This window comes from Haloterrigena sp. H1 (genome assembly GCF_005938085.1).
Taxonomy (GTDB): Archaea; Halobacteriota; Halobacteria; order Halobacteriales; family Natrialbaceae; genus Natrinema.
This window is the reverse complement of record NZ_SMZK01000001.1, coordinates 218,392-235,843: the sequence shown is the minus strand read 5'-3', so window position 1 is coordinate 235,843 and position 17,452 is coordinate 218,392. Positions and strand designations below refer to the sequence as shown.

Annotated in this window: 21 protein-coding genes and 1 tRNA gene; 13 read left to right on the top strand and 9 right to left on the bottom strand. The window is 63.9% G+C overall.

Annotation, left to right across the window (positions count from 1 at the left end; translation table 11 throughout):
• Positions 1-1,203, bottom strand: coding sequence for an argininosuccinate synthase (locus tag E2L06_RS01205; RefSeq protein ID WP_138777841.1), 1,203 nt, complete (start codon positions 1,201-1,203; stop codon positions 1-3).
• A gap of 302 nt (positions 1,204-1,505) precedes the next feature.
• Positions 1,506-2,636: a hypothetical protein gene (locus tag E2L06_RS01200; RefSeq protein ID WP_138777839.1), complete on the bottom strand. Its 1,131-nt coding sequence runs from the start codon at positions 2,634-2,636 to the stop codon at positions 1,506-1,508.
• Positions 2,637-2,723: 87 nt separating this feature from the next.
• Between E2L06_RS01200 and E2L06_RS01195 the strand changes: the two genes are divergently transcribed.
• The 5 genes from E2L06_RS01195 (at position 2,724) to E2L06_RS01175 (ending at position 5,538) form a co-directional block, all read left to right on the top strand.
• Entirely contained in the window at positions 2,724-2,918 is a 195-nt protein-coding gene (locus tag E2L06_RS01195; protein WP_138777837.1) for a hypothetical protein, read from the top strand.
• A 73-nt stretch (positions 2,919-2,991) separates the two neighbouring features.
• On the top strand, positions 2,992-3,492 hold the full coding sequence (locus tag E2L06_RS01190; protein ID WP_138777835.1) for a 2'-5' RNA ligase family protein: 501 nt from the start codon (positions 2,992-2,994) through the stop codon (positions 3,490-3,492).
• A 220-nt stretch (positions 3,493-3,712) separates the two neighbouring features.
• Positions 3,713-4,885 (top strand): YeeE/YedE family protein, encoded by a 1,173-nt coding sequence (locus tag E2L06_RS01185; RefSeq protein WP_138777833.1) that lies wholly within the window; start codon positions 3,713-3,715, stop codon positions 4,883-4,885.
• Positions 4,886-4,927: 42 nt separating this feature from the next.
• Positions 4,928-5,224, top strand: a complete 297-nt coding sequence (locus tag E2L06_RS01180; protein ID WP_138777831.1) for a sulfurtransferase TusA family protein — start codon at positions 4,928-4,930, stop codon at positions 5,222-5,224.
• On the top strand, positions 5,221-5,538 hold the full coding sequence (locus E2L06_RS01175) for a rhodanese-like domain-containing protein (protein ID WP_138777829.1): 318 nt from the start codon (positions 5,221-5,223) through the stop codon (positions 5,536-5,538). Before E2L06_RS01180 ends, E2L06_RS01175 begins: the two co-directional genes overlap by 4 nt.
• Before the next feature lie 8 nt (positions 5,539-5,546).
• Here the strand turns inward: E2L06_RS01175 and E2L06_RS01170 are convergent, their stop codons facing one another.
• The gene (locus tag E2L06_RS01170) at positions 5,547-7,715 is read right to left on the bottom strand and encodes an ATP-dependent DNA helicase (protein ID WP_249361350.1); all 2,169 of its coding nucleotides are present in this window, start codon (positions 7,713-7,715) and stop codon (positions 5,547-5,549) included.
• A 143-nt stretch (positions 7,716-7,858) separates the two neighbouring features.
• Between E2L06_RS01170 and E2L06_RS01165 the strand changes: the two genes are divergently transcribed.
• Positions 7,859-8,269, top strand: coding sequence for a hypothetical protein (locus E2L06_RS01165; RefSeq protein ID WP_138777827.1), 411 nt, complete (start codon positions 7,859-7,861; stop codon positions 8,267-8,269).
• 15 nt (positions 8,270-8,284) lie between these two features.
• On the opposite strand, the gene E2L06_RS01160 is transcribed toward E2L06_RS01165, so the two are convergent.
• Complete coding sequence (locus E2L06_RS01160) at positions 8,285-9,229, bottom strand: cation diffusion facilitator family transporter (RefSeq protein ID WP_138777825.1); 945 nt, start codon at positions 9,227-9,229, stop codon at positions 8,285-8,287.
• A gap of 155 nt (positions 9,230-9,384) precedes the next feature.
• Between E2L06_RS01160 and E2L06_RS01155 the strand changes: the two genes are divergently transcribed.
• The 4 genes from E2L06_RS01155 to E2L06_RS01145 all read left to right on the top strand — a co-directional run bounded on the left by E2L06_RS01155 (position 9,385) and on the right by E2L06_RS01145 (position 12,153).
• Positions 9,385-9,900 (top strand): metallophosphoesterase, encoded by a 516-nt coding sequence (locus E2L06_RS01155; protein WP_138777823.1) that lies wholly within the window; start codon positions 9,385-9,387, stop codon positions 9,898-9,900.
• Positions 9,901-10,263: 363 nt separating this feature from the next.
• Entirely contained in the window at positions 10,264-10,410 is a 147-nt protein-coding gene (locus E2L06_RS21650; RefSeq protein ID WP_171052285.1) for a hypothetical protein, read from the top strand.
• Positions 10,411-10,484: 74 nt separating this feature from the next.
• Entirely contained in the window at positions 10,485-11,579 is a 1,095-nt protein-coding gene (locus E2L06_RS01150; protein ID WP_138777821.1) for an aminopeptidase, read from the top strand.
• Between the two features lie 157 nt (positions 11,580-11,736).
• Positions 11,737-12,153, top strand: a complete 417-nt coding sequence (locus tag E2L06_RS01145) for a universal stress protein (protein ID WP_138777819.1) — start codon at positions 11,737-11,739, stop codon at positions 12,151-12,153.
• A 29-nt stretch (positions 12,154-12,182) separates the two neighbouring features.
• Here the strand turns inward: E2L06_RS01145 and E2L06_RS01140 are convergent, their stop codons facing one another.
• From E2L06_RS01140 to E2L06_RS01125, 4 genes are all read right to left on the bottom strand, one after another.
• On the bottom strand, positions 12,183-12,839 hold the full coding sequence (locus tag E2L06_RS01140; protein WP_138777817.1) for an alpha/beta hydrolase: 657 nt from the start codon (positions 12,837-12,839) through the stop codon (positions 12,183-12,185).
• Positions 12,836-13,456 carry a VOC family protein gene (locus tag E2L06_RS01135; RefSeq protein ID WP_138777815.1) on the bottom strand — a complete coding sequence of 207 codons (621 nt, stop codon included), beginning with the start codon at positions 13,454-13,456 and terminating at the stop codon, positions 12,836-12,838. Before E2L06_RS01135 ends, E2L06_RS01140 begins: the two co-directional genes overlap by 4 nt.
• Positions 13,457-13,497: 41 nt before the next feature.
• Entirely contained in the window at positions 13,498-14,151 is a 654-nt protein-coding gene (locus E2L06_RS01130; protein ID WP_138777813.1) for an FAD-dependent oxidoreductase, read from the bottom strand.
• Positions 14,152-14,231: 80 nt separating this feature from the next.
• On the bottom strand, positions 14,232-14,897 hold the full coding sequence (locus E2L06_RS01125; RefSeq protein ID WP_138777811.1) for a YIP1 family protein: 666 nt from the start codon (positions 14,895-14,897) through the stop codon (positions 14,232-14,234).
• Between the two features lie 215 nt (positions 14,898-15,112).
• Here E2L06_RS01125 and E2L06_RS01120 point away from each other — a divergent pair, with 215 nt between their 5' ends.
• Positions 15,113-16,012, top strand: a complete 900-nt coding sequence (locus tag E2L06_RS01120; RefSeq protein ID WP_138777809.1) for a ZIP family metal transporter — start codon at positions 15,113-15,115, stop codon at positions 16,010-16,012.
• A gap of 185 nt (positions 16,013-16,197) precedes the next feature.
• On the opposite strand, the gene E2L06_RS01115 is transcribed toward E2L06_RS01120, so the two are convergent.
• Positions 16,198-16,301 (bottom strand) — tRNA-Arg (locus E2L06_RS01115).
• A gap of 130 nt (positions 16,302-16,431) precedes the next feature.
• Here E2L06_RS01115 and E2L06_RS01110 point away from each other — a divergent pair.
• Positions 16,432-17,013: an AAA family ATPase gene (locus E2L06_RS01110; protein ID WP_138777807.1), complete on the top strand. Its 582-nt coding sequence runs from the start codon at positions 16,432-16,434 to the stop codon at positions 17,011-17,013.
• Entirely contained in the window at positions 17,010-17,423 is a 414-nt protein-coding gene (locus E2L06_RS01105) for an RNA-binding domain-containing protein (RefSeq protein WP_138777805.1), read from the top strand. The genes E2L06_RS01110 and E2L06_RS01105 overlap by 4 nt, the downstream gene beginning before the upstream one ends.
• The last annotated feature ends 29 nt before the right edge of the window (positions 17,424-17,452 follow it).

Here is a 17,452-nt window from a genome sequence, read left to right as displayed (position 1 = left end):
TTACTCGTCGTCCTCGTCGTCGGCGTTCGCGGCGATCGCCTCGTTGGCGAGGCGGCGCTGGAAGCCGTGGTACTTCGCGACGCCGGTGGCGTCTTCCTGCGTGATCTTGCCGACCGTCTCGGTGTCGAAGGAGGCGTGTTCAGCCGAGTAGGCCGCGAAGTCGCTCTCGCGTGCGACCGGACGGGCCTGACCGCCCTCGAAGCGGATCGTCACCGTGCCGGTGACACGCTTTTGGGTCTCGTCGATGAAGCCCTCGAGCGCGCTCACGAGCGGCGCGTCGATCAGGCCCTCGTAGGCCTTCTGGGACCACTGCTGGTCGATCTGGGTCTTGAACTGGCGTTCCTCTTGCGTGAGGACGAGCCCCTCGAGAGCCTCGTGAGCAGCGAGCAGCGTCGTCGCACCGGGGTGTTCGTAGTTTTCGCGGACCTTCAGTCCGAGAATGCGGTCTTCCATCATGTCGGTGCGGCCGACACCGTAGCTGCCAGCGAGTTCGTTGAGATACTCGATGAGTTCGACCGGCTCGTATTCCTCGCCGTCGACGGCGACGGGGATGCCGTTCTCGAAGCTGATCTCGATCTCTTCGGTCTCGCTGCCGGGCTCGTCGGTCCACGCGTAGATGTCACGCGGCGGGACGTAACTCGGGTCCTCCAAGTCGTCGCCCTCGACCGAGCGGCTCCAGATGTTGGTGTCGATCGACCAGTCGCCGCCGCTGCCACCCTCGACGGGAAGGTCTTTCTCGGCGGCGTACTCCTGTTCCCACTCGCGGGTGAGGCCGAGTTCGCGCACGGGGGCAATGACCTCGAGATCGGAGTTGCGCCAGACCGCCTCGAAGCGGAGCTGGTCGTTGCCCTTGCCCGTACAGCCGTGGGCGATACCGGTACAGCCCTGTTCCTCTGCGACGTCGAGGATCGCCTCTGCGATCACCGGGCGAGCCAGCGCCGTTCCCAGCGGGTAGCCCTGGTAGGTCGCGTTCGCGCGAACGCTGTCGAGACAGAGATCGGCGAATTCCTCTCGCGCGTCGACGACGTAGTGCTCTAAGCCGAGCGCTTCGGCGGTTTCCTCGGCCTCGTCGAACTCGGCGGCCGGCTGGCCGACGTCGACGGTGACGCCGATCACGTCGTCATATCCGTATTCTTCCTCGAGCAGCGGGACACAGACAGTCGTGTCCAGGCCGCCCGAAAACGCAAGTGCCACGCGGGTCATATCGTACTCGAGTGAAACCACAGGACGGACTTAAGCTCATTGGTTTCAATTTCGCAAAATAGCGAGAGAGCGGCTGCTAACCGGAAATACTGCAGTTTTGGGAACGTTGAAACGAACCGTGACAGGGAAGTAGTATAGAGCGGGCTCAAAGGCCCCGTCGGAATCGTCGCGGTCGTCGCCGAGCGACGGTCCCGTCGGTACCGGAGGCGGCGAGCGTGGTGCCGACGGTCTGGCTCATTGTCTGAGTACTGCAAACCCACGGTATTAAAACCTGCTACATCGCGCTCGCAGGCGGCAAACGACTACTCGTCGTCGGGCAGCGTCAGCACGTTCTCTCGGCCGATCCGGAAGACGTCGATCTCGTCGTTCTCGCGCAACTCGCCGACGACCTGACTCGTCTTGGCCTCAGTCCAGTCCAGCGCCGAGACGACGTCCTGTTGTTTGACCCGTCCGCCACGTTGCTCGAGCAGGCGTAACACCCGTTCTTCGTTGCTCAACAGTTCCGGTGGTGGCGTGTCGGTCGCATTCGAGTCGGCAACACTCGAGCCATCTGCTCGCCACGCGACATCGGTCCCGCCGTCAGTTCCACCACTATGGGGTCGATTGCGACTGCGTAGCCAGCCAGCGATGCCGACGGTCGCCAACAGGGCCAGCGCGAGGAAGACGATCACCCACGGCATCGACGGGCCACCGTCAGCCGGCGTCTGTTCCGTCGCCGAGTCACCGTTTTTGATCAGGACGATTCGTGGCTGATCGTCGGGGAAGGTTTTCTCGCCGTTCCACTTCACCAGGCTATCGGATCGTTCGTCCGGCGACGGTTCTACGTGTGGTTCGCCTTCGCTTTCGTAGATCGTGTACGCCTCCGGCCAGCGAAACTGCAACGTCGTCTCGTTGCTGAGCGTAAACCCGGACAGCGCAGCACCCGCCTCGATCCGGTTCAGTTCGACGTGGGCAAAGTCGGACCACTGAAACGTGACTTTGGCATGCCCGATCTCCTCCGGCTGAGAGTCTTTCTCCGTCGTGACCGACAGATTCGAGACGTTCATCTCCCGCTCCGTCGCGTTTTCACCCTTCGCAGCCGTCTCGTTCCACTGGCGTCGCTCCGTGGAGACGTACCAGTCGGTATTCGTCGAGATATTGGACTGTAATGACTCCCACCGCGCCATTGACCCGTTTTCGTCGGGATAAAACTGGTAGTCAGCAGTTACCTGCGCGGAGCCGTTCTCGGCGATAAAGACGTCAATGTGGATCCGGTCAGCGTCCTCGAGTTGCACGGATCCGTTCGTGTCTGCGCTACCATCGTCCGCTTGGACCTGTCGCAGCACTGTCTGCGTCCCAGCATCCGCTGTTACAGGCACCACCGGGGCGCACGCACCCAAACATGCAACCACCACGAGCAGGCAGACCAGGGCTCGCAGCCCCCTCACCTCCATTACGGACATATGCCGTGGCCATCTAAATAGGTCTTTCCGACACAGTAACAGTATATTTTTCATACAGTCGTCCGAATATGAACGTGTATGTCTGACAGTCGTGGCGAGATCGAGGTCGAAACGCTGTTGAAACTCGTCCTCGGACTGGTCGCCGTCGTGCTCGTCTTCGAGATCCTCGAGGCGGTAATCAGTGGGCTCGCCTGGCTGCTCGGTCCCTTCTTCGTGATCGTCCAGCTCGCGATCGCCGTCCTGATCGTGCTCTGGTTACTCGACCGCATCTGAGCTGGCCGTCGGCGGAGGCGGCGAGCCCCGAGACCACCAGACTGATAGCTCCCTCGTCCCAATATCGGCCGAAGTGTACAGCGTCAACGTCCCGGTCCCCGGTCGCGTCCGCCAGCTCGCGGATCGGCTCTACCCCGAGCTGGTCGGCTTCGAGACCGTCCGCGAGGACCACTCGTGTCTGCTCAAGCGACTCGGCGAGGCCGACCACGTCGCACAGCTCCAACACCGCGCCCACCGTGCGCTCGAGGGCGCACCCGCCGTCGAGGCCGAAATTACGGGCATCGACTACTTCGCGGACCCGCCCCTGGGATCGGCTCCCGTCGTCTACCTAGCCGTCGAGAGTCCCGGCCTCGAGTCGATCCACGCCGACCTCACCGAGGCCTTCGAGGTCGTCGAGGGACTCGAGGGTGCAGACTACGTCCCCCACGTGACGCTGGCCCGCGGCGGCGACGTCGAGACCGCGAAGCGGCTGGCCGACCGCGAGATCGAGCCCGTCCGCTGGACGGTCAGCGAACTCGAGTTCTGGGACGGAACGTACAAGTTACCGGTGAGTCGCGTCTCCTTGCCGTCGTAGGGCCTCTCACACGCGCTGTCGGCCGAAACGCGTGATACAGCGCGTCCGAGGTCGCCGCAAATATCGCTGCTACCGCCGTCATCGACCACGGCGGCCCGTCACCGGCCGCGACCGTTCTGAACGGGAGAGATTCCGGAATTCGACACAGAGAGGCGTCAAGAGTCGGGGTAGCGTCAGCCGGCTCGCTGCGGATTAAGTCCATCTGGCTACTGGTTCCGGTGTGGTCGCAACGCTACTCGTCGCAGCGGTCGTCGGACTCACCCTCGGAGCCTTCCTCCAGAAGGGGCGATTCTGCTTCGTCAACGCCTTCCGGGACTTCTTCGCGTACAAGGACTCCCGGGTCACGAAAGGCGTCCTCGCAGCGACGTTTCTGACGATGATCTTCTGGGGTATCGCGTACCAATTCGGCTATTATCAGGGGTTCTGGACGCCCAACTGGGGACTGACGGGACTCGTCGGCGGCTTCATTTTCGGGGTCGGAATGACCTACGCCGGCGGCTGTGCCAGCGGGACGCTCTACCGCGCCGGCGAGGGCTATCTGCAGTTCTGGCTCACGCTGCTGTTCATGGGCGTCGGCTACGCCGGCTTCACTGTCGCCTTCCCGACGCTCGAGCGCACGTACTTCGAGCCGCTGACGTTCGGTGAGGGCGTGAGCCTGTTTACCGTTACGTCCGTCCCGGCAGGTTTGGTTGGCCTCGCGGTCGCCGGCGCCGGCCTGCTCGTCTACGCCACGCTGGTCGGCCGCTCGTCGACGGGGACCGCCTTCGGCGAGCGCGCTGACGTGGCCCAGTTCACGCCGAGTACGCTGTCCGCACCGGTCGTGGGCCTCCGTGGGTTCGCACACGGCACGATAGCGTACGTCCGCGGGCTCGTCCGCGCGTGGCGACACCCGATCGCCGCGAGCAAGCAGCCGTGGGACCCCCGCACTGCGGCACTCGGAATCACCGCCACCGCCGTACTCTGGTTCACCCAGGTCTCGATCGTCGGTGTCACCGGCCCCGAAGCCCGCTGGACAGGCTATCTCCTCTCGCAAGTCGGCGTCGACGCCGGCTCGTACGAGTACTGGGGTTCGATCCTCTTTCAGGGCCAAGGCGTCGGCGTGACCGTCGACATGGTGATGATCGCGTTCGTCATCGTCGGCGCGTTCCTCGCCGCCGTCTGGAGCGGCGACTTCGCCCTGCGAGTGCCGAAGCGTCGCCGGCTCCCCAACGCCGTCGTCGGCGGCCTCATGATGGGGGCGGGCTCGCGGCTCGCCCCCGGCTGCAACATCGGAAACATCTACTCCGGCATCGCGGAACTGTCGGTCCACTCGTTTATCGCGTCGATCGGCATCGTCGCCGGCGTCTACGTGATGACCCACTGGATCTACCGCGAGGTCGGCTGTGCGATCTGAATCGCTCGCTCACTGCCACTCACAACACGATACACAATCACAATGCCATCCATCGACGACGTCACGAACACGCCAGACGAACTGACCGACGACGACGCCGAAGCGCTGCTCGAGGACGCCGATCTCGTCCAGGACATGACCGGCGAAGTCTGTCCCTACCCGCAGGTCGAGGCCAAGAAAGGCCTGCAGGACCTCGAGGCGGGTGAATTGCTTGTCCAAGAGACCGATCACGTCCCCTGTACCGAGAACGTGCCCCGCGCCGTCGGCGACGACGCCGAGGCACAGGTCTGGCGCAGCGGCGACGCGACCTACCGCATCTACCTCCGAAAGCAAGCATGATCGAGGAAGTCTCCACCGAGACGGTTCGCGAGCGCCTCGAGCGCGGCGACGAGTTCGACCTGATCGACATCCGTGAGGACGAGGATTACGCCGAGGGCCACCTCCCCGAGGCCGACCACGTCACTATCGAGGAACTCGAGGAGATCGTCGAGACCCGCAACTGGGCTGACGAGGTCGTCGTCTACTGTTACAGGGGCAACTCGTCGATCCAAGCCGCCCGGCTCATCGCGGAGTACGGCGACGCCGAGCGCGTCGTGAGTATGGCCGGCGGCTACCAGGACTGGGAGCCGCTCGAGGCAGTGGCTGCCGACTAATCTGGCTATTACGGTGCCGGCGGCTCGCCGTCGTACGCATCGTGGTCGCCGTAGAAGTTGCGCATCGCGAACTTGAGTTTCCCCGGTTCGATGTCGATCAGTTCCTCGCGTTCCTCGTGGGGGAAGATCCCGTTGACGCTGTATCTGCCGAGGTCCGGTTTTGCCCGCCTCGAGTAACGTCGGTCGAGGAGCGCGCGGACGCCGACCTCCTCGGGCGAGCGAAGGACTCGCCCCAGTGCCTGTCTCGTCTTGCGAACCGTCGGGATTTCGACGGCGTAGCGCCAGCCGGTGTCGGTGCCGTCGAAGGCGGCGTCGTAGGCCTCTTGAACGGCCTCGGCTCTGTCGTCCAGATGTGGATAGGGGACGCCGACGACCAGCACCGTGTTCGCGTCGTCGCCGTCGAAACTCACTCCTTCCGCGAGAGTGCCCCACAGCGAGGTACACAACACCGCGTCGTCGTCCGCGACGAACCCCTGACGGAGTTCCTCGGCGGACTGGCCCGGCTCGTCGACGTACACCGTCGAGTCGCTCCGGCCCGCGATTCGATCGGCGTAGCGACTCGCCTCGCTGTAGTTAGGGAAGAAAGCAAGCGTGTTTCCTGGAGTCATCCGGACGGCGTCGTGGATCGTCTCGGTTACTTCCTGCTGGACCACAGGATCGTCGCGGTCCGAGGAGAACAACGGCGGTGTCTCGACGGCGTACGTCCGGCGGTTTGCCTCGGGGAAGCCGAGTCCATAGGCCATCGTCACGGCGTCCTCGAGGCCCAGTACGTTCTCGGTGACCTCGAACGGCTGGATGGTCGCGCTCATCAGGACCGTCGCGTGGACCTCCTCGAACAGCCGGCCGGTCACCTGTCGCGGGAGGCAGGTGTAGAGTTCCGCGCGGCCGTAGACCTCGTCGGTGCCTGCGTCGCGCGTGACAGAGACGACCGGGTAGAGTCCCTCTTTCGAACCTTCGTTCATCCACGCGCTGACGAAGGCCGCGGCCTGTAAGGTCTGACACTCCGTCCGCGTGGCCGTCTCGCCCTCGCGATACGCTTCCTCGTACTCCTCGTCTAACTCCTGGCCGAGTTTCATCGCAGCCTCGAGGTCCTCGCTGATTCCTCGCCCGGAGTAGCGCTGGAGGAACTCGAGGGTGAGGTCGTCCTTGCGGTCGTCGTTGGCGATGGGGACGTCCTCCCAGTTCTCGCCGATCTGCTCGCGCTCGCCGAAGCCAAAAGAGTCCTCGTAGGTCTCGACGAGTGCGCGATGGAACGCCGAGAGGACGTTCGCGGCGTCGTCCGCGCGTGGATCATCGGTGTCGGCGAGTTCGTCCAGCGCCGAGTCGAACGTGCGCTCGGAGCAGGTCCGGGTGGCGTGCTCGCGGGCGGCGTCCTCGACGTTGTGGGCCTCGTCGAAGACGGCGATGACGTCCTCGGGATCACGGCCGAGCCAGCGGAAGAACTGTTCACGGATCGTCGAATCGAGCAGGTGATGGTAGTTGCAGACGACCAGATCGACGCCCTCGATGCCCTCCTTTAAGAGTTCGTACCCACAGAGTTCCTGCCGGTCGGCGTACTCGTAGATCTCGTCGGGCGTGCGGACGTCCTCGAAGAGCCACGCGAAGAAGTCGTCCGTGTCTTCAGTCAGGTTGTTTCGGTAGTAGTCACAGACGTTCTGCTCCTCGAGATCCTCGAGTCGCTCTTCGATGGTCTCGAGTTCGTCCATCACCGCCGCACGGGCGTCGGCAGCTGCGCCATCGCCGTCCTGGCTTTCGGCCAGCAGGTCGCGCTGGCGGCGCTCGAGTTGGGTGCGGTCGCGTTCGGCGTCGACGACGGCGCGGGTGTTGTCCCGCAGGGCCTGACACTCCTCGTAGCCGACGTCGATGTGACACATCGAGGACTTGCCCTTGAAGACGACCGCACGAATCCGTTCTTCGCGCGTGATCGCGCGGGCTTCGGCGACGAACTGACGCATCTGTTGGTGGACGTTCGTCGTGATGACGACCGTCTTGTCCTGCTCACGGGCGACCTCGAGGGCCGGCACCAGCGACGAGAGGGTCTTGCCGGTCCCACAGGCACCCTCGAAGAGGACGTTCTGTCCCCGCGTGAGGGCGTTGTGGATGCGGTCCATCGCCTCGCGCTGGTTCTCGTACGGCCGGTCGTACGGGAAAAAGCGCAGATACCCGGTCTCGGACACAGTCCGTGAGTGGTTCGTGCTGCGATAAAAACGTTCGTCTCGATTGGTCGTCAGTCTCCGATCAGCGGAGGGCACGGCCTTTCATCCGACCGGCCGGCAACCGCGTGGTACAGGGCCATGTCTCTCGAGACGCTGCCTCCGGTATGGCAATCCCTGGATACGATGCCAGTACCGTCGCGGAATACAGCCTCGAGCAGGTGGGTGCCCGCGTCGCCGTCGTGGCGACCGTGGTCCCGGAGACGTTCGGCCTCAGCCGAAGCGACAACGAGGTGCCGGCGGCTGCGCTGAGTGCGCCTGTCGACCTCGTCGCGTGCGACGAGCTTCGAGCGGTCGAGGCGATCCGGATCACACTCGACTACGATCCGACGGCGCTGCCGCCGGGGGCGAGCCCGACCGATGTCGCGGTCGCCGTCGAAACCGGGAACGAGTGGCAGCGACTCCACTCGACAGTGGATCTCGAGGAAACGACGGTCACGGCAGTGCTGAACGACCAGCCGCCGGGATCGTCGGTGGCCGCCGTCTACGACGATCGGAACGAGGAAACTGGCGACTAGGTAGTGCGGGCGTCGCTACGTTTCGGGTTCGATGTAGACGCGCTGGACCTGGTCGTCGTGGGCTTTCAGAGCGCGCTCGAGGTCGGTAATACGGTCGTCGATCGTTTCGGCGTCGAGGTCGGGTTCGAAGGCCACGTCGGCGGTGACGAGCAGTTCTTCGGCCCCAAAGTAGACGGTCCGAAAGTCGACGAGTTCGGTGACGCCGTCCCACTCCCTGACGATCGCCCGCAGTTCGTCCTCGGCGGCTTTCGGGAGGCTCTCGCCGAGGATGAGCCGCTTGTTCTCCCAAGCGAGCGCGACGGCAAAGCCCATGAGCATGATCCCGATAATGAGCGCCGCGCCGGCGTCGTACATCGGGTTTTCGGTGACTCGCGTGAGATAAATGCCGAAGAGAGCGATCCCCGCACCCGAGAGCGCGATGGTGTCCTCGGTGAGCGCGGTCAGCGTCGTCACGTCGCTGGTCTTGCGAAACGCTTCGCGGAAGGTCGTCCAGCCGTACTCGTCCATCTGGCGGCTGATCCCCTGATAGGCCTTCCAGAGCGCGTAGGACTCAAAAGCGATCGCCCCAAGTAACACGGCGTAGTTGACGTAGATCGGATCGAACGTCTGCCCCAGTAGCGTGACGTCCTCGCTGGCACGGTGGACACCGCCTTCTCGCAGCGCGCTGATCCCGTGGCGTGCGCTCTCCCAGCCGGCGATGCCAAAGAGCATGACGCTGACCAGCAGGCTATAGAAGAACTGGGCTTTGCCGTGGCCGAACGGATGGCTCCGGGTCGCCTCCTGTGCGCCGTACTTGATCCCGATCAGCAGGAAGATCTGATTGCCCGTATCCGAAACTGAGTGATACGTTTCCGAAAGCATCGCAGGACTGCCGGTCAACAGAAACCCGCCGAACTTCAGCGCCGCGATCGCGGCGTTCGCGAACAGCGCGGCGAGGACGACGGAAGTGCTACTGGCCATCGACGACGACTACGGACGGGGCACCCAAAAATATAAGCCATCCTAGAGCCGGTCACATCCCCCTCTGGTGACGGAAACAGCATCGTGTCACCCGGATCGCGAACAGCAGCGATCGCATCCGAAAGGAACCTGTCAGTGACGGACGAACGACGACCATGATCGCAATCTTCTCCGATACCCACAGCACTGCCGGCCACGAACTCGAGGGCGAGGCCCTGAGCGCCGCACGCGAGGCCGACGTCGTCGTCCACGCGGGCGATTTCACGAGCGAGGCCGCACTCGAGGCCTTCCAGGCGGAGTGTGACCGTTTCTTCGCGGTCCACGGAAACGCCGACAGCGCCGCAGTTCGAGAGCGCCTGCCGACGGCTCGCGTCGTCGAGGTGGGCGGCGTTCGCATCGCCGTCACGCACCGACAGGACGGTGGCGAGACCGGACTCGCGATGTTCGGCCGCTCTCGCGGTGCCGACCTCGTCGTCTTCGGACACAGCCACCGGCCGACGGTCGTCGAGACCGCCGATGTTAGTCTGCTCAATCCCGGCAGTCACGCCGATCCACGCGGGAACCGGCCTGGATTTGCTGTCCTCGAGGAAGGCGACGATGGCGCTCTCGAGGGGTCGATCCGACAGCCGGACGGGACACCGATCGAGTCGTTCGAGGTTCGACCGGCGTGACTCGGGGACAGAAACAGGGTCCGAACGCGGAGCGTGGCTGAACGCGCCGCGGGACCAGCGCGCAACGTCAGCGGGGAGTGGCTTACAGCGGCTGTCAGAGGGTGACCGGCCGTCAGCGAGCGGCCGGCTGTCAGATGGCAGGGCAGACGATCGAGTACGGTCGCAGGGGAGGGCGACAGGCCTCGAGTTCGCGGTCACCGCGGTACCGTGGCCGCCTGCGTCGAGGCCTATCTAAACGAAGGGGCTGCGCCACGTTATAGTCGGCGCAAGCTGAAATTCCGATTTTAGTTACCGGAACGGCGGCACGGATACAACCGGCCGAGGTCGAAACGGTTAACCACAGTGACAGTGTAGCGGCCGCGTATGCTTGATTCCATCATCGGTCTCCTCCCCGACGATCCCGTGATCATCGCGGTCGTCGCCATTTTGCTGTCGCTGGTCTTTTTCGCGTATCTTCTTTTGCGCCGGACCGTTCTCGAGTTCCGCGATGGGATGCGCGGCGAGCGCTGACGACGGCAGACGCCACACGTCGGCGACGCTCCGCATCACGAACCGTTTTTTCCCTCCCCTTCTAATACCGGGACATGGATCCACGTATTCGGGAGCACGCCGAGATTATCGCGAATCACTCGGTCGACTTAGAGGAGGGTGACAACGTCATCATCGACGCCCATCCGGTCGCCGAGGACCTGGTCGTCGCGCTCCACGAAGTGATCGGCGATCAGGGAGCAAACCCCGTGACCACGAGTCAGCGGACCGGCAAGCGCAGCCAGCGGGCCTTCCTGCGGGCGTCCGACGGCGAGTTCGAGACGCCCGAACACGAACGCGCGCTCGTCGAGCACAGCGACGTCTACATCGCGATCCGGGCAAGCGACAACGTCACCCAGACCAGCGACGTCGACCCCGAGATCAGCGCCGCCCACCAGCAGGCCCACCGCCCCATCCTCGAGGAACGGCTCTCAAAACGCTGGTGTCTCACGCAGTTCCCCGCGCCAGCCAACGCCCAGCTTGCAGAGATGAGCACCGAAGGCTACGAGAACTTCGTCTGGGACGCCGTCAACAAAGACTGGGAAGCCCAGCGCGAACATCAGGAACACATGGTCGAGATCATGGACCCCGCCGACGAGGTCCGCATCAAAAGCGGCGACACGACCGACGTGACCATGTCCGTCGCGGGCAATCCGACGCTGAACGACCACGGCGAACACAACCTCCCCGGCGGCGAGGTCTTTACCGCGCCCCAGCCCGACAGCGTCGAGGGTGAGGTCCTGTTCGACATGCCGCTGTACCACCAGGGTCGCGAGATTACGGACGTCTCCCTCGAGTTCGAAGGTGGCGAAGTCGTCGACCATTCGGCGGCGAAAAACGAGGACGTCCTCACGGAGGTCCTCAACACCGACGACGGTGCGCGCCGACTCGGCGAACTCGGCATCGGGATGAACCGCGACATCGACCAGTTTACCTACAACATGCTGTTCGACGAGAAAATGGGAGACACCGTCCACATGGCCGTCGGCCGGGCCTACGACGACACCGTCGGCGAGGACAACGAACAGAACGATTCGGCGGTCCACGTCGACATGATCGTCGACATGAGCGAAGATTCGTTCATCGAAGTCGACGGCGAGGTCGTCCAGCGCAACGGGACGTTCCGATTCGAAGACGGCTTCGAAGGGTAGCGCGGTTCTCGCTCACTTCGTTCGCTCCGAACCGCGAGACGCGACGCGCTCCGTTCTCGAGGCTGTTTCATCGAACCGTTTTCACGAAGGGAGCGAGCCGCGAAGCCGATCGGTCGCCATCGGGCGGGTTTATGGTTCTGAAACGCCGATCAGGGGTATGGCAATACTCGTCGCGTACGACGGTTCCGCGCCCGCACAGAAGGCAGTCGAACACGCGTTCACCACGTATCCCGACGAGGAAATCGTGTTGTTGCGCGTCATCGAAGCGGCGGACGGTTCCACGGGAGCCGGGATCATGGCTGCACAGGAGCTGTTCCGTGACCGCGAGGAGAAAGTCTCCGAGGAACTGCCAGAAGAGATCCAGGAAATCGTCAGTGACCCGGACACCGACTTTCGGACCGAAACCGCCGTTGGAAAGCCCGCACGCGAGGTCGTCCGCTTCGCAGAGGACAACGATATCGACCACATCATCATCGGGAGCCACGGCCGGTCCGGGCTCTCACGGGTCCTGCTCGGCAGCGTCGCGGAGAAGATCGTCCGTCGTGCACCCATCCCGGTGACCGTCTTCCGCTGAGCGGAGCCGAATCGTGAGCGCGGTCGCAATCAGTCGTCGGTGAGGGCCGCAACCATTTCTGAGACGGCCGCGAGTTCGTCTTCGTTGACGCCGTGGCCCATCCCTTCGTAGAGACGTTTCGTCACATCGGCGTTCATCGACTCGAAGACGGCGGCCGTCTCGTGGACCCGTTCTTCGGGAATGTGGGGGTCGACGTCGCTACAGCCGAAGAAGACCGGCGTCCCCTCGAGATCGCCGGGATATCCATCGTCCAGTTTCTCGCCAATGAGGCCTCCACTGAGCGCAGCCAGCCCGCCGTAGCGGCGTGGATTGCGCGCGAGGTATTCGCTGGCGAGGCAGGCTCCTTGCGAGAAGCCGACCAGCATAACCTGGTCGGTCGGGATTCCCGCGTCGTTCGCCGCGGCGATCGCGTCGCTGATCGCCTGCAATCCCGAGCTGCGACCGGGTTCGTTTCGCTCGACGGGTTCGAGAAACGAGTTCGGGTACCACGTCCGGCGGGCTGCTTGCGGCGCGAGGGCGGCGACACTCTCCTGATGGACCTCGTCGGCTAACTGGATCATCCCACGGGCGGTCGCCCCGCGGCCGTGGATGCACACGAGTGCCGCCTCGGCGTCTTCGAGGGCGGTCCCGCCAGTAACGAGTTGCTGGCCCTGATGGGGGCCGTCGACGCGCTCGCCGGCGCTCATTCGAGACCACCGACGCCGGCGCTGGCGTCGGGCAGGTCGTGTTCGACGACCTCGAGTCCGACGGCCTCGATCGCGCCGCGGAGGTGCTCGTCTTTGGCATAGTCGGCCCCGTCGTCCTCACGGAGTTCCTGAGCTTTGGCCAGCACTTCGCCGCGACGGTCGTCGGGGATCTCGTATTTGTCCGTCGAGAGCTCGATCACGAGACCGTTGTTGTCGCGGGTGTAGATCGAGTGGAAGATGCCCCGGTCGAAGACGTTGTAGCCGTGGTCGGCGTCCTCGAGGGCCTGCATCGTCTCCTCGTACTCGTCGGGGTCGATACTGAAACAGAGGTGATGCACCGCGCCGACGCCGGCGCGCTGACCGCGGGCGGACGGACGGTCGTCGCTGACGAAGAAGGTCAGAATGCGACCGTCACCTGTATCGAAGAATAGGTGGGTCTGTGAGGGATCGTCGAGGTTCGGCTGGCGCAACACCAGCGGCATCCCGAGCAGGTCTTGGTAGAACTCGATCGTGTCTTCCTCGTTGCTCCCCCAGATCGTGATGTGGTCGGTTCCCGACGTGTGGACGGGGCTGTCGGGCAGTTCGTGCGTGACTGGAGTGGGTTCGTCGTGAGACATAGTAGGGTTGTGTGAGTCGGTTCAGTCGGCTGGCGTCGCGGTTACTCCGCGACGTGCTCGCCGAAAACGCGCTCGGCATCGGCAGGGACGTCGAAGTCGTGGTAGTGTTCGCCCTTCACCGTCGAGAGGATGTTGAGCGCGGCGGCAGCACCGTCGCCCACGGAGATGGCGGCCTGCCACTCCTCGGGGCGGACCATCGCGCCGGTCGCGTACGCGCCGTCGACGCTCGTCTCCATGTCGACGCCGACATCGACGGTGTCGTCGTCGTCGAACGCACAGCCCAACTCGTCGGCGAGGTCGCGATTCGCACCGGTCGCGAGCACGACGAAGTCGGCCTCGTGCTCGTCGTCAGCGTCGACGGCTTCGCCGTCTGCTCGTTGCGTCTCCGACGCAACGCTGGTCTCGACGACGAAGCCGTCGTCGGCTTCGCTGACCGCGGTCACTGCCTCGTCTTGTCGGCGGTCGACGCCGAAGTCGTCGACTTGCTGGCGGGCCGTCGCCATGAACTCGCTGCCGCCGACCGAGCCGACCCCGAGGTAGTTGAACAGGTGGGCCTTGTGCATCCACGTCTCGTCGGTGTCGAACACCGTCGTCTCGAGGCCGTTTTTCACTGTAAAGAGGGCTGCACTCAGTCCGGCGGGGCCGCCGCCGACAACGATCACTGATACGTCGTCCGGAGTCGTCTCGTCGCTCATCTGTAGTTACACAATGTTACTGCAGACGTATCAATCTAGCAGCGACCCCGGAGCAACCACGTAACACCGATGTTAGTGGCTCAGATCGGGCCGACGACGAGTATCGTCGGCACGGCGACGACGGCGAGGCCTTGTCGAAGCGTCACCCCGCGAGCCGCGGCAATGGCGTGGGCCCACAGATAGCCCGACCAGAGCGTACAGCCCACGCCGACGACGGCCGTCACCGCAAAGAGCGGATCGAACCCGGGCGGTGACGCGTAGAGCCGTGCCGGAATCGTAACGCCGATCCGCCAGAGCTCGATCGGCGTCGCCGGGAACGCAGCTACCAGCGCCACGAGTGTCACGCCGCTCGCGAGGAGCTGGGGAACGAACCCCCAAGCGATGAGACTGGCCGTTCGGTCGAATCCGGATTCGCTCGCGATCGGCCACGAGAGCAGGTAAAACACTGCCGTAAACGCAATCCAGGCGATCAACGGCAACGCGAGCACCGCCACGAGGAGAATCGCCACAATTCCCGGGATGGATACCTCCCACCCGGACATGACGTACTGGATCGGCGGAAACGCATCGAAAACCACCTCGTCGGGGACCACCGGCGACTCGAGCAGCGAGAGTACCGGCGGGAGCACCCCAAGACACACCGCCTCAGTCGCGATGAGCACGCCGACCGACTGCGAGAGCGCGGGCGCTTCGGCGTCGAAAAACGCCGCAGGATCGACGAGGAGCTGCCGCAGGCGACCGTCCATACGCTCGTGTTGATGGCCCGACTATTGAGAGTTTGCGCTCGAGCGGACGGGACGCAGGCGCAGGGGTCGCGATTCGACGGGAGACTACTATACCAGCGTAGTTCTAGGCTCGCAAAAACTATCCTTCCTTACCGGATAGGATTTTTAGGGCGACAAAAATATTATTTTCTAAATCGAAAGGTTTCTTTGGCACGGTACGCTACGAAGGCATACGCATGGAAACCATCATACTAGTGTTCGTCGCGGGGCTGATCACCGCGATAGCCACGGGGATCGGTGCGCTGCCGTTCTTCTTTATCGATGACTTTAGCGACCGATGGAACGTCGGCCTCTGGGGGCTCGCATCGGGCATCATGGTCACGGTGTCGGTGTTCGGCCTCGTCGACGAGGGGCTAGCTTCCGCGTCAGGTGGCTTCCCCACGATGATGGTGGGTGGCCTGCTCGCCGGCGTTGTGCTGGTTGAAGTCGGCGACCGGGTGCTTGACCGCGTCGACATTGGCGACGACGTCGAGCACGATCACGACGAGCCGACCGTCAGCGACGACACAGAGGCGATACAGACCGACGGCGGCAGTCACGCACACGACGACCACGCACTGGAGGCAAAAGCGGTTGCCGAGGGGAACCCGAAAACCCTCCTGCTCATCCTCGGTATCCTCACGATTCACAGCTTCCCGGAAGGTGTCGCCGTCGGCGTCTCGTTCGCCGAACTCGGCATGGACGGCGGGCTGCCGATCCTCGGGTTCTCGATCCCGATCCTCGCCGTCTTCATGACGATCGCGATCTCGATTCACAACATCCCGGAAGGGACCGCCATTGCCATCCCGATGCGAGCGATGGGGCTCTCGAACTGGCGGATGGTCGGCGCAGCGATCTTCTCGAGCCTCCCACAGCCGATCGGTGCCGTCATCGCCTACGCGTTCGTCTCGTGGGCCCAGTCGTTTCTCCCGTTCGGCTTCGGCTTCGCCGCCGGTGCGATGGTCTACCTCGTCGCTACCGAGTTCATCCCCGAAGCTGTAGAAACCGGTTCGGACCTGCCGAATCACGGATACCGAGAACTTGTCACTGGCTTCGGCGTCGGGGCCCTCGCGATGCTGCCGCTGGTAACGCTGTAACTCAGTTACTGTCGACGAGATGAGAGAGTAGCAACTCATCTGCGCTGACTGCCTGCCGGAGATTACTGTCCAGACCGGCATATTGACCACATCACCGTAGACGTGGCTGCATGCAACACCGTGGGAAGATTGTTATCACACCTTCGAGTAAACTGCTGTTGCTCACGAGTTGGTCGCGACAGAAGCGGGCACGATGGGATTTGAACCCACGACCGTCGGATGTCTTCCCCCGCCGCAAACGCGACGTGGATAGAAGTCCGACGCTCTTTCCGGACTGAGCTACGTGCCCTCGAGTCAAAATCCACGACGGAACAGTATAAGCGGTTGGGATTCCGATTTCTGCGGGCCAGCACCGGGAACCGACACAGCTCGAGCGACGAACACAGCGTTTATGCACGTCTCGCCGGTAGGGGTTCCCGATGCACGTCATCGGAACGGTGGGACTGCCCGGTAGCGGCAAGGGCGAGGCCGCCACCGTCGCACGCGAGGACGGAATCCCGGTGGTGACGATGGGCGACGTCGTCCGCCAGGAGACGGCCGACCGCGGACTCGATCCCACGAAAGACCACGGCACGGTCGCACAGGAACTGCGCGAGGAAAACGGCCCGACGGCGATCGCCGAGCGGTCGCTCCCGATGATCGAGGATCGACTCGAAAATCATGACACGGTGCTGGTCGACGGGCTCCGCTCGGGCGTCGAGGTCGACGTCTTCGAGGAGGCCTTCGGCGACGCGTTCACGCTGGTCAGCATCGAGGCTCCCTTCGACGTACGGGCCGAGCGGATCGACGACCGCGGCCGGGACGCAAGCGCCGCCGAAGGTGGCGAAGACCTGGCTGCCCGCGACGAACGCGAGCGCGGCTTCGGAATGGACGACGCGATGGACCGGGCCGATGTCGTCGTCGAGAACACAGACTCGCTCGAGGCGTTCCACGACCGAATTCGGTCGATCATCCGCGGAACCGACGACGAAAAACGTGCGGAGGCCGAAGCCGACCCATGAGCGAACTCTACCGCGTCGACATCGAGATCACGGCACCGGTCTACGATACCGAGGTGACGAGTCGCGTGATCGACGCCGTCGCGAATATCTTTCCCAACGCGGACATCGAAGAGGAGTTCGGCGAGGTCCGCGCCGAGGCCCACGCGATGGATCATTTTTCGGAGCTATTACACCGTCAGGAGATCCTCGACACCGCCCGTGGCGAGTTCTTCGCGAATCGCGACGGCGATACCTTCACGTTCGCGTTGAAAAAGCAGGCTGCCTTCGAGGACCACGTTAATTTCTCCGTCGGGGAACCCGACGAACTCGGCGAGATCGCCGTCCGTGTCCGGGTCGACGAGCCGAGCCTCGAGGAGTATGTCGACCACATCGCGCCGCCGACCGAAGACGGGCAGCCAGTCGACGCCTGAGACGGTCTGCTGTCCCGATGTCCCGGTGA

Coding starts and splice junctions, on each gene's coding strand:
- E2L06_RS01205 (WP_138777841.1), bottom strand. CDS start 1,203: ATGACCCGCGTGGCACTTGCGTTTTCGGGCGGCCTGGACACGACTGTC.
- E2L06_RS01200 (WP_138777839.1), bottom strand. CDS start 2,636: ATGGAGGTGAGGGGGCTGCGAGCCCTGGTCTGCCTGCTCGTGGTGGTT.
- E2L06_RS01195 (WP_138777837.1), top strand. CDS start 2,724: ATGTCTGACAGTCGTGGCGAGATCGAGGTCGAAACGCTGTTGAAACTC.
- E2L06_RS01180 (WP_138777831.1), top strand. CDS start 4,928: ATGCCATCCATCGACGACGTCACGAACACGCCAGACGAACTGACCGAC.
- E2L06_RS01175 (WP_138777829.1), top strand. CDS start 5,221: ATGATCGAGGAAGTCTCCACCGAGACGGTTCGCGAGCGCCTCGAGCGC.
- E2L06_RS01165 (WP_138777827.1), top strand. CDS start 7,859: ATGGCAATCCCTGGATACGATGCCAGTACCGTCGCGGAATACAGCCTC.
- E2L06_RS01160 (WP_138777825.1), bottom strand. CDS start 9,229: ATGGCCAGTAGCACTTCCGTCGTCCTCGCCGCGCTGTTCGCGAACGCC.
- E2L06_RS01155 (WP_138777823.1), top strand. CDS start 9,385: ATGATCGCAATCTTCTCCGATACCCACAGCACTGCCGGCCACGAACTC.
- E2L06_RS21650 (WP_171052285.1), top strand. CDS start 10,264: ATGCTTGATTCCATCATCGGTCTCCTCCCCGACGATCCCGTGATCATC.
- E2L06_RS01150 (WP_138777821.1), top strand. CDS start 10,485: ATGGATCCACGTATTCGGGAGCACGCCGAGATTATCGCGAATCACTCG.
- E2L06_RS01145 (WP_138777819.1), top strand. CDS start 11,737: ATGGCAATACTCGTCGCGTACGACGGTTCCGCGCCCGCACAGAAGGCA.
- E2L06_RS01140 (WP_138777817.1), bottom strand. CDS start 12,839: ATGAGCGCCGGCGAGCGCGTCGACGGCCCCCATCAGGGCCAGCAACTC.
- E2L06_RS01135 (WP_138777815.1), bottom strand. CDS start 13,456: ATGTCTCACGACGAACCCACTCCAGTCACGCACGAACTGCCCGACAGC.
- E2L06_RS01130 (WP_138777813.1), bottom strand. CDS start 14,151: ATGAGCGACGAGACGACTCCGGACGACGTATCAGTGATCGTTGTCGGC.
- E2L06_RS01125 (WP_138777811.1), bottom strand. CDS start 14,897: ATGGACGGTCGCCTGCGGCAGCTCCTCGTCGATCCTGCGGCGTTTTTC.
- E2L06_RS01120 (WP_138777809.1), top strand. CDS start 15,113: ATGGAAACCATCATACTAGTGTTCGTCGCGGGGCTGATCACCGCGATA.
- E2L06_RS01110 (WP_138777807.1), top strand. CDS start 16,432: ATGCACGTCATCGGAACGGTGGGACTGCCCGGTAGCGGCAAGGGCGAG.
- E2L06_RS01105 (WP_138777805.1), top strand. CDS start 17,010: ATGAGCGAACTCTACCGCGTCGACATCGAGATCACGGCACCGGTCTAC.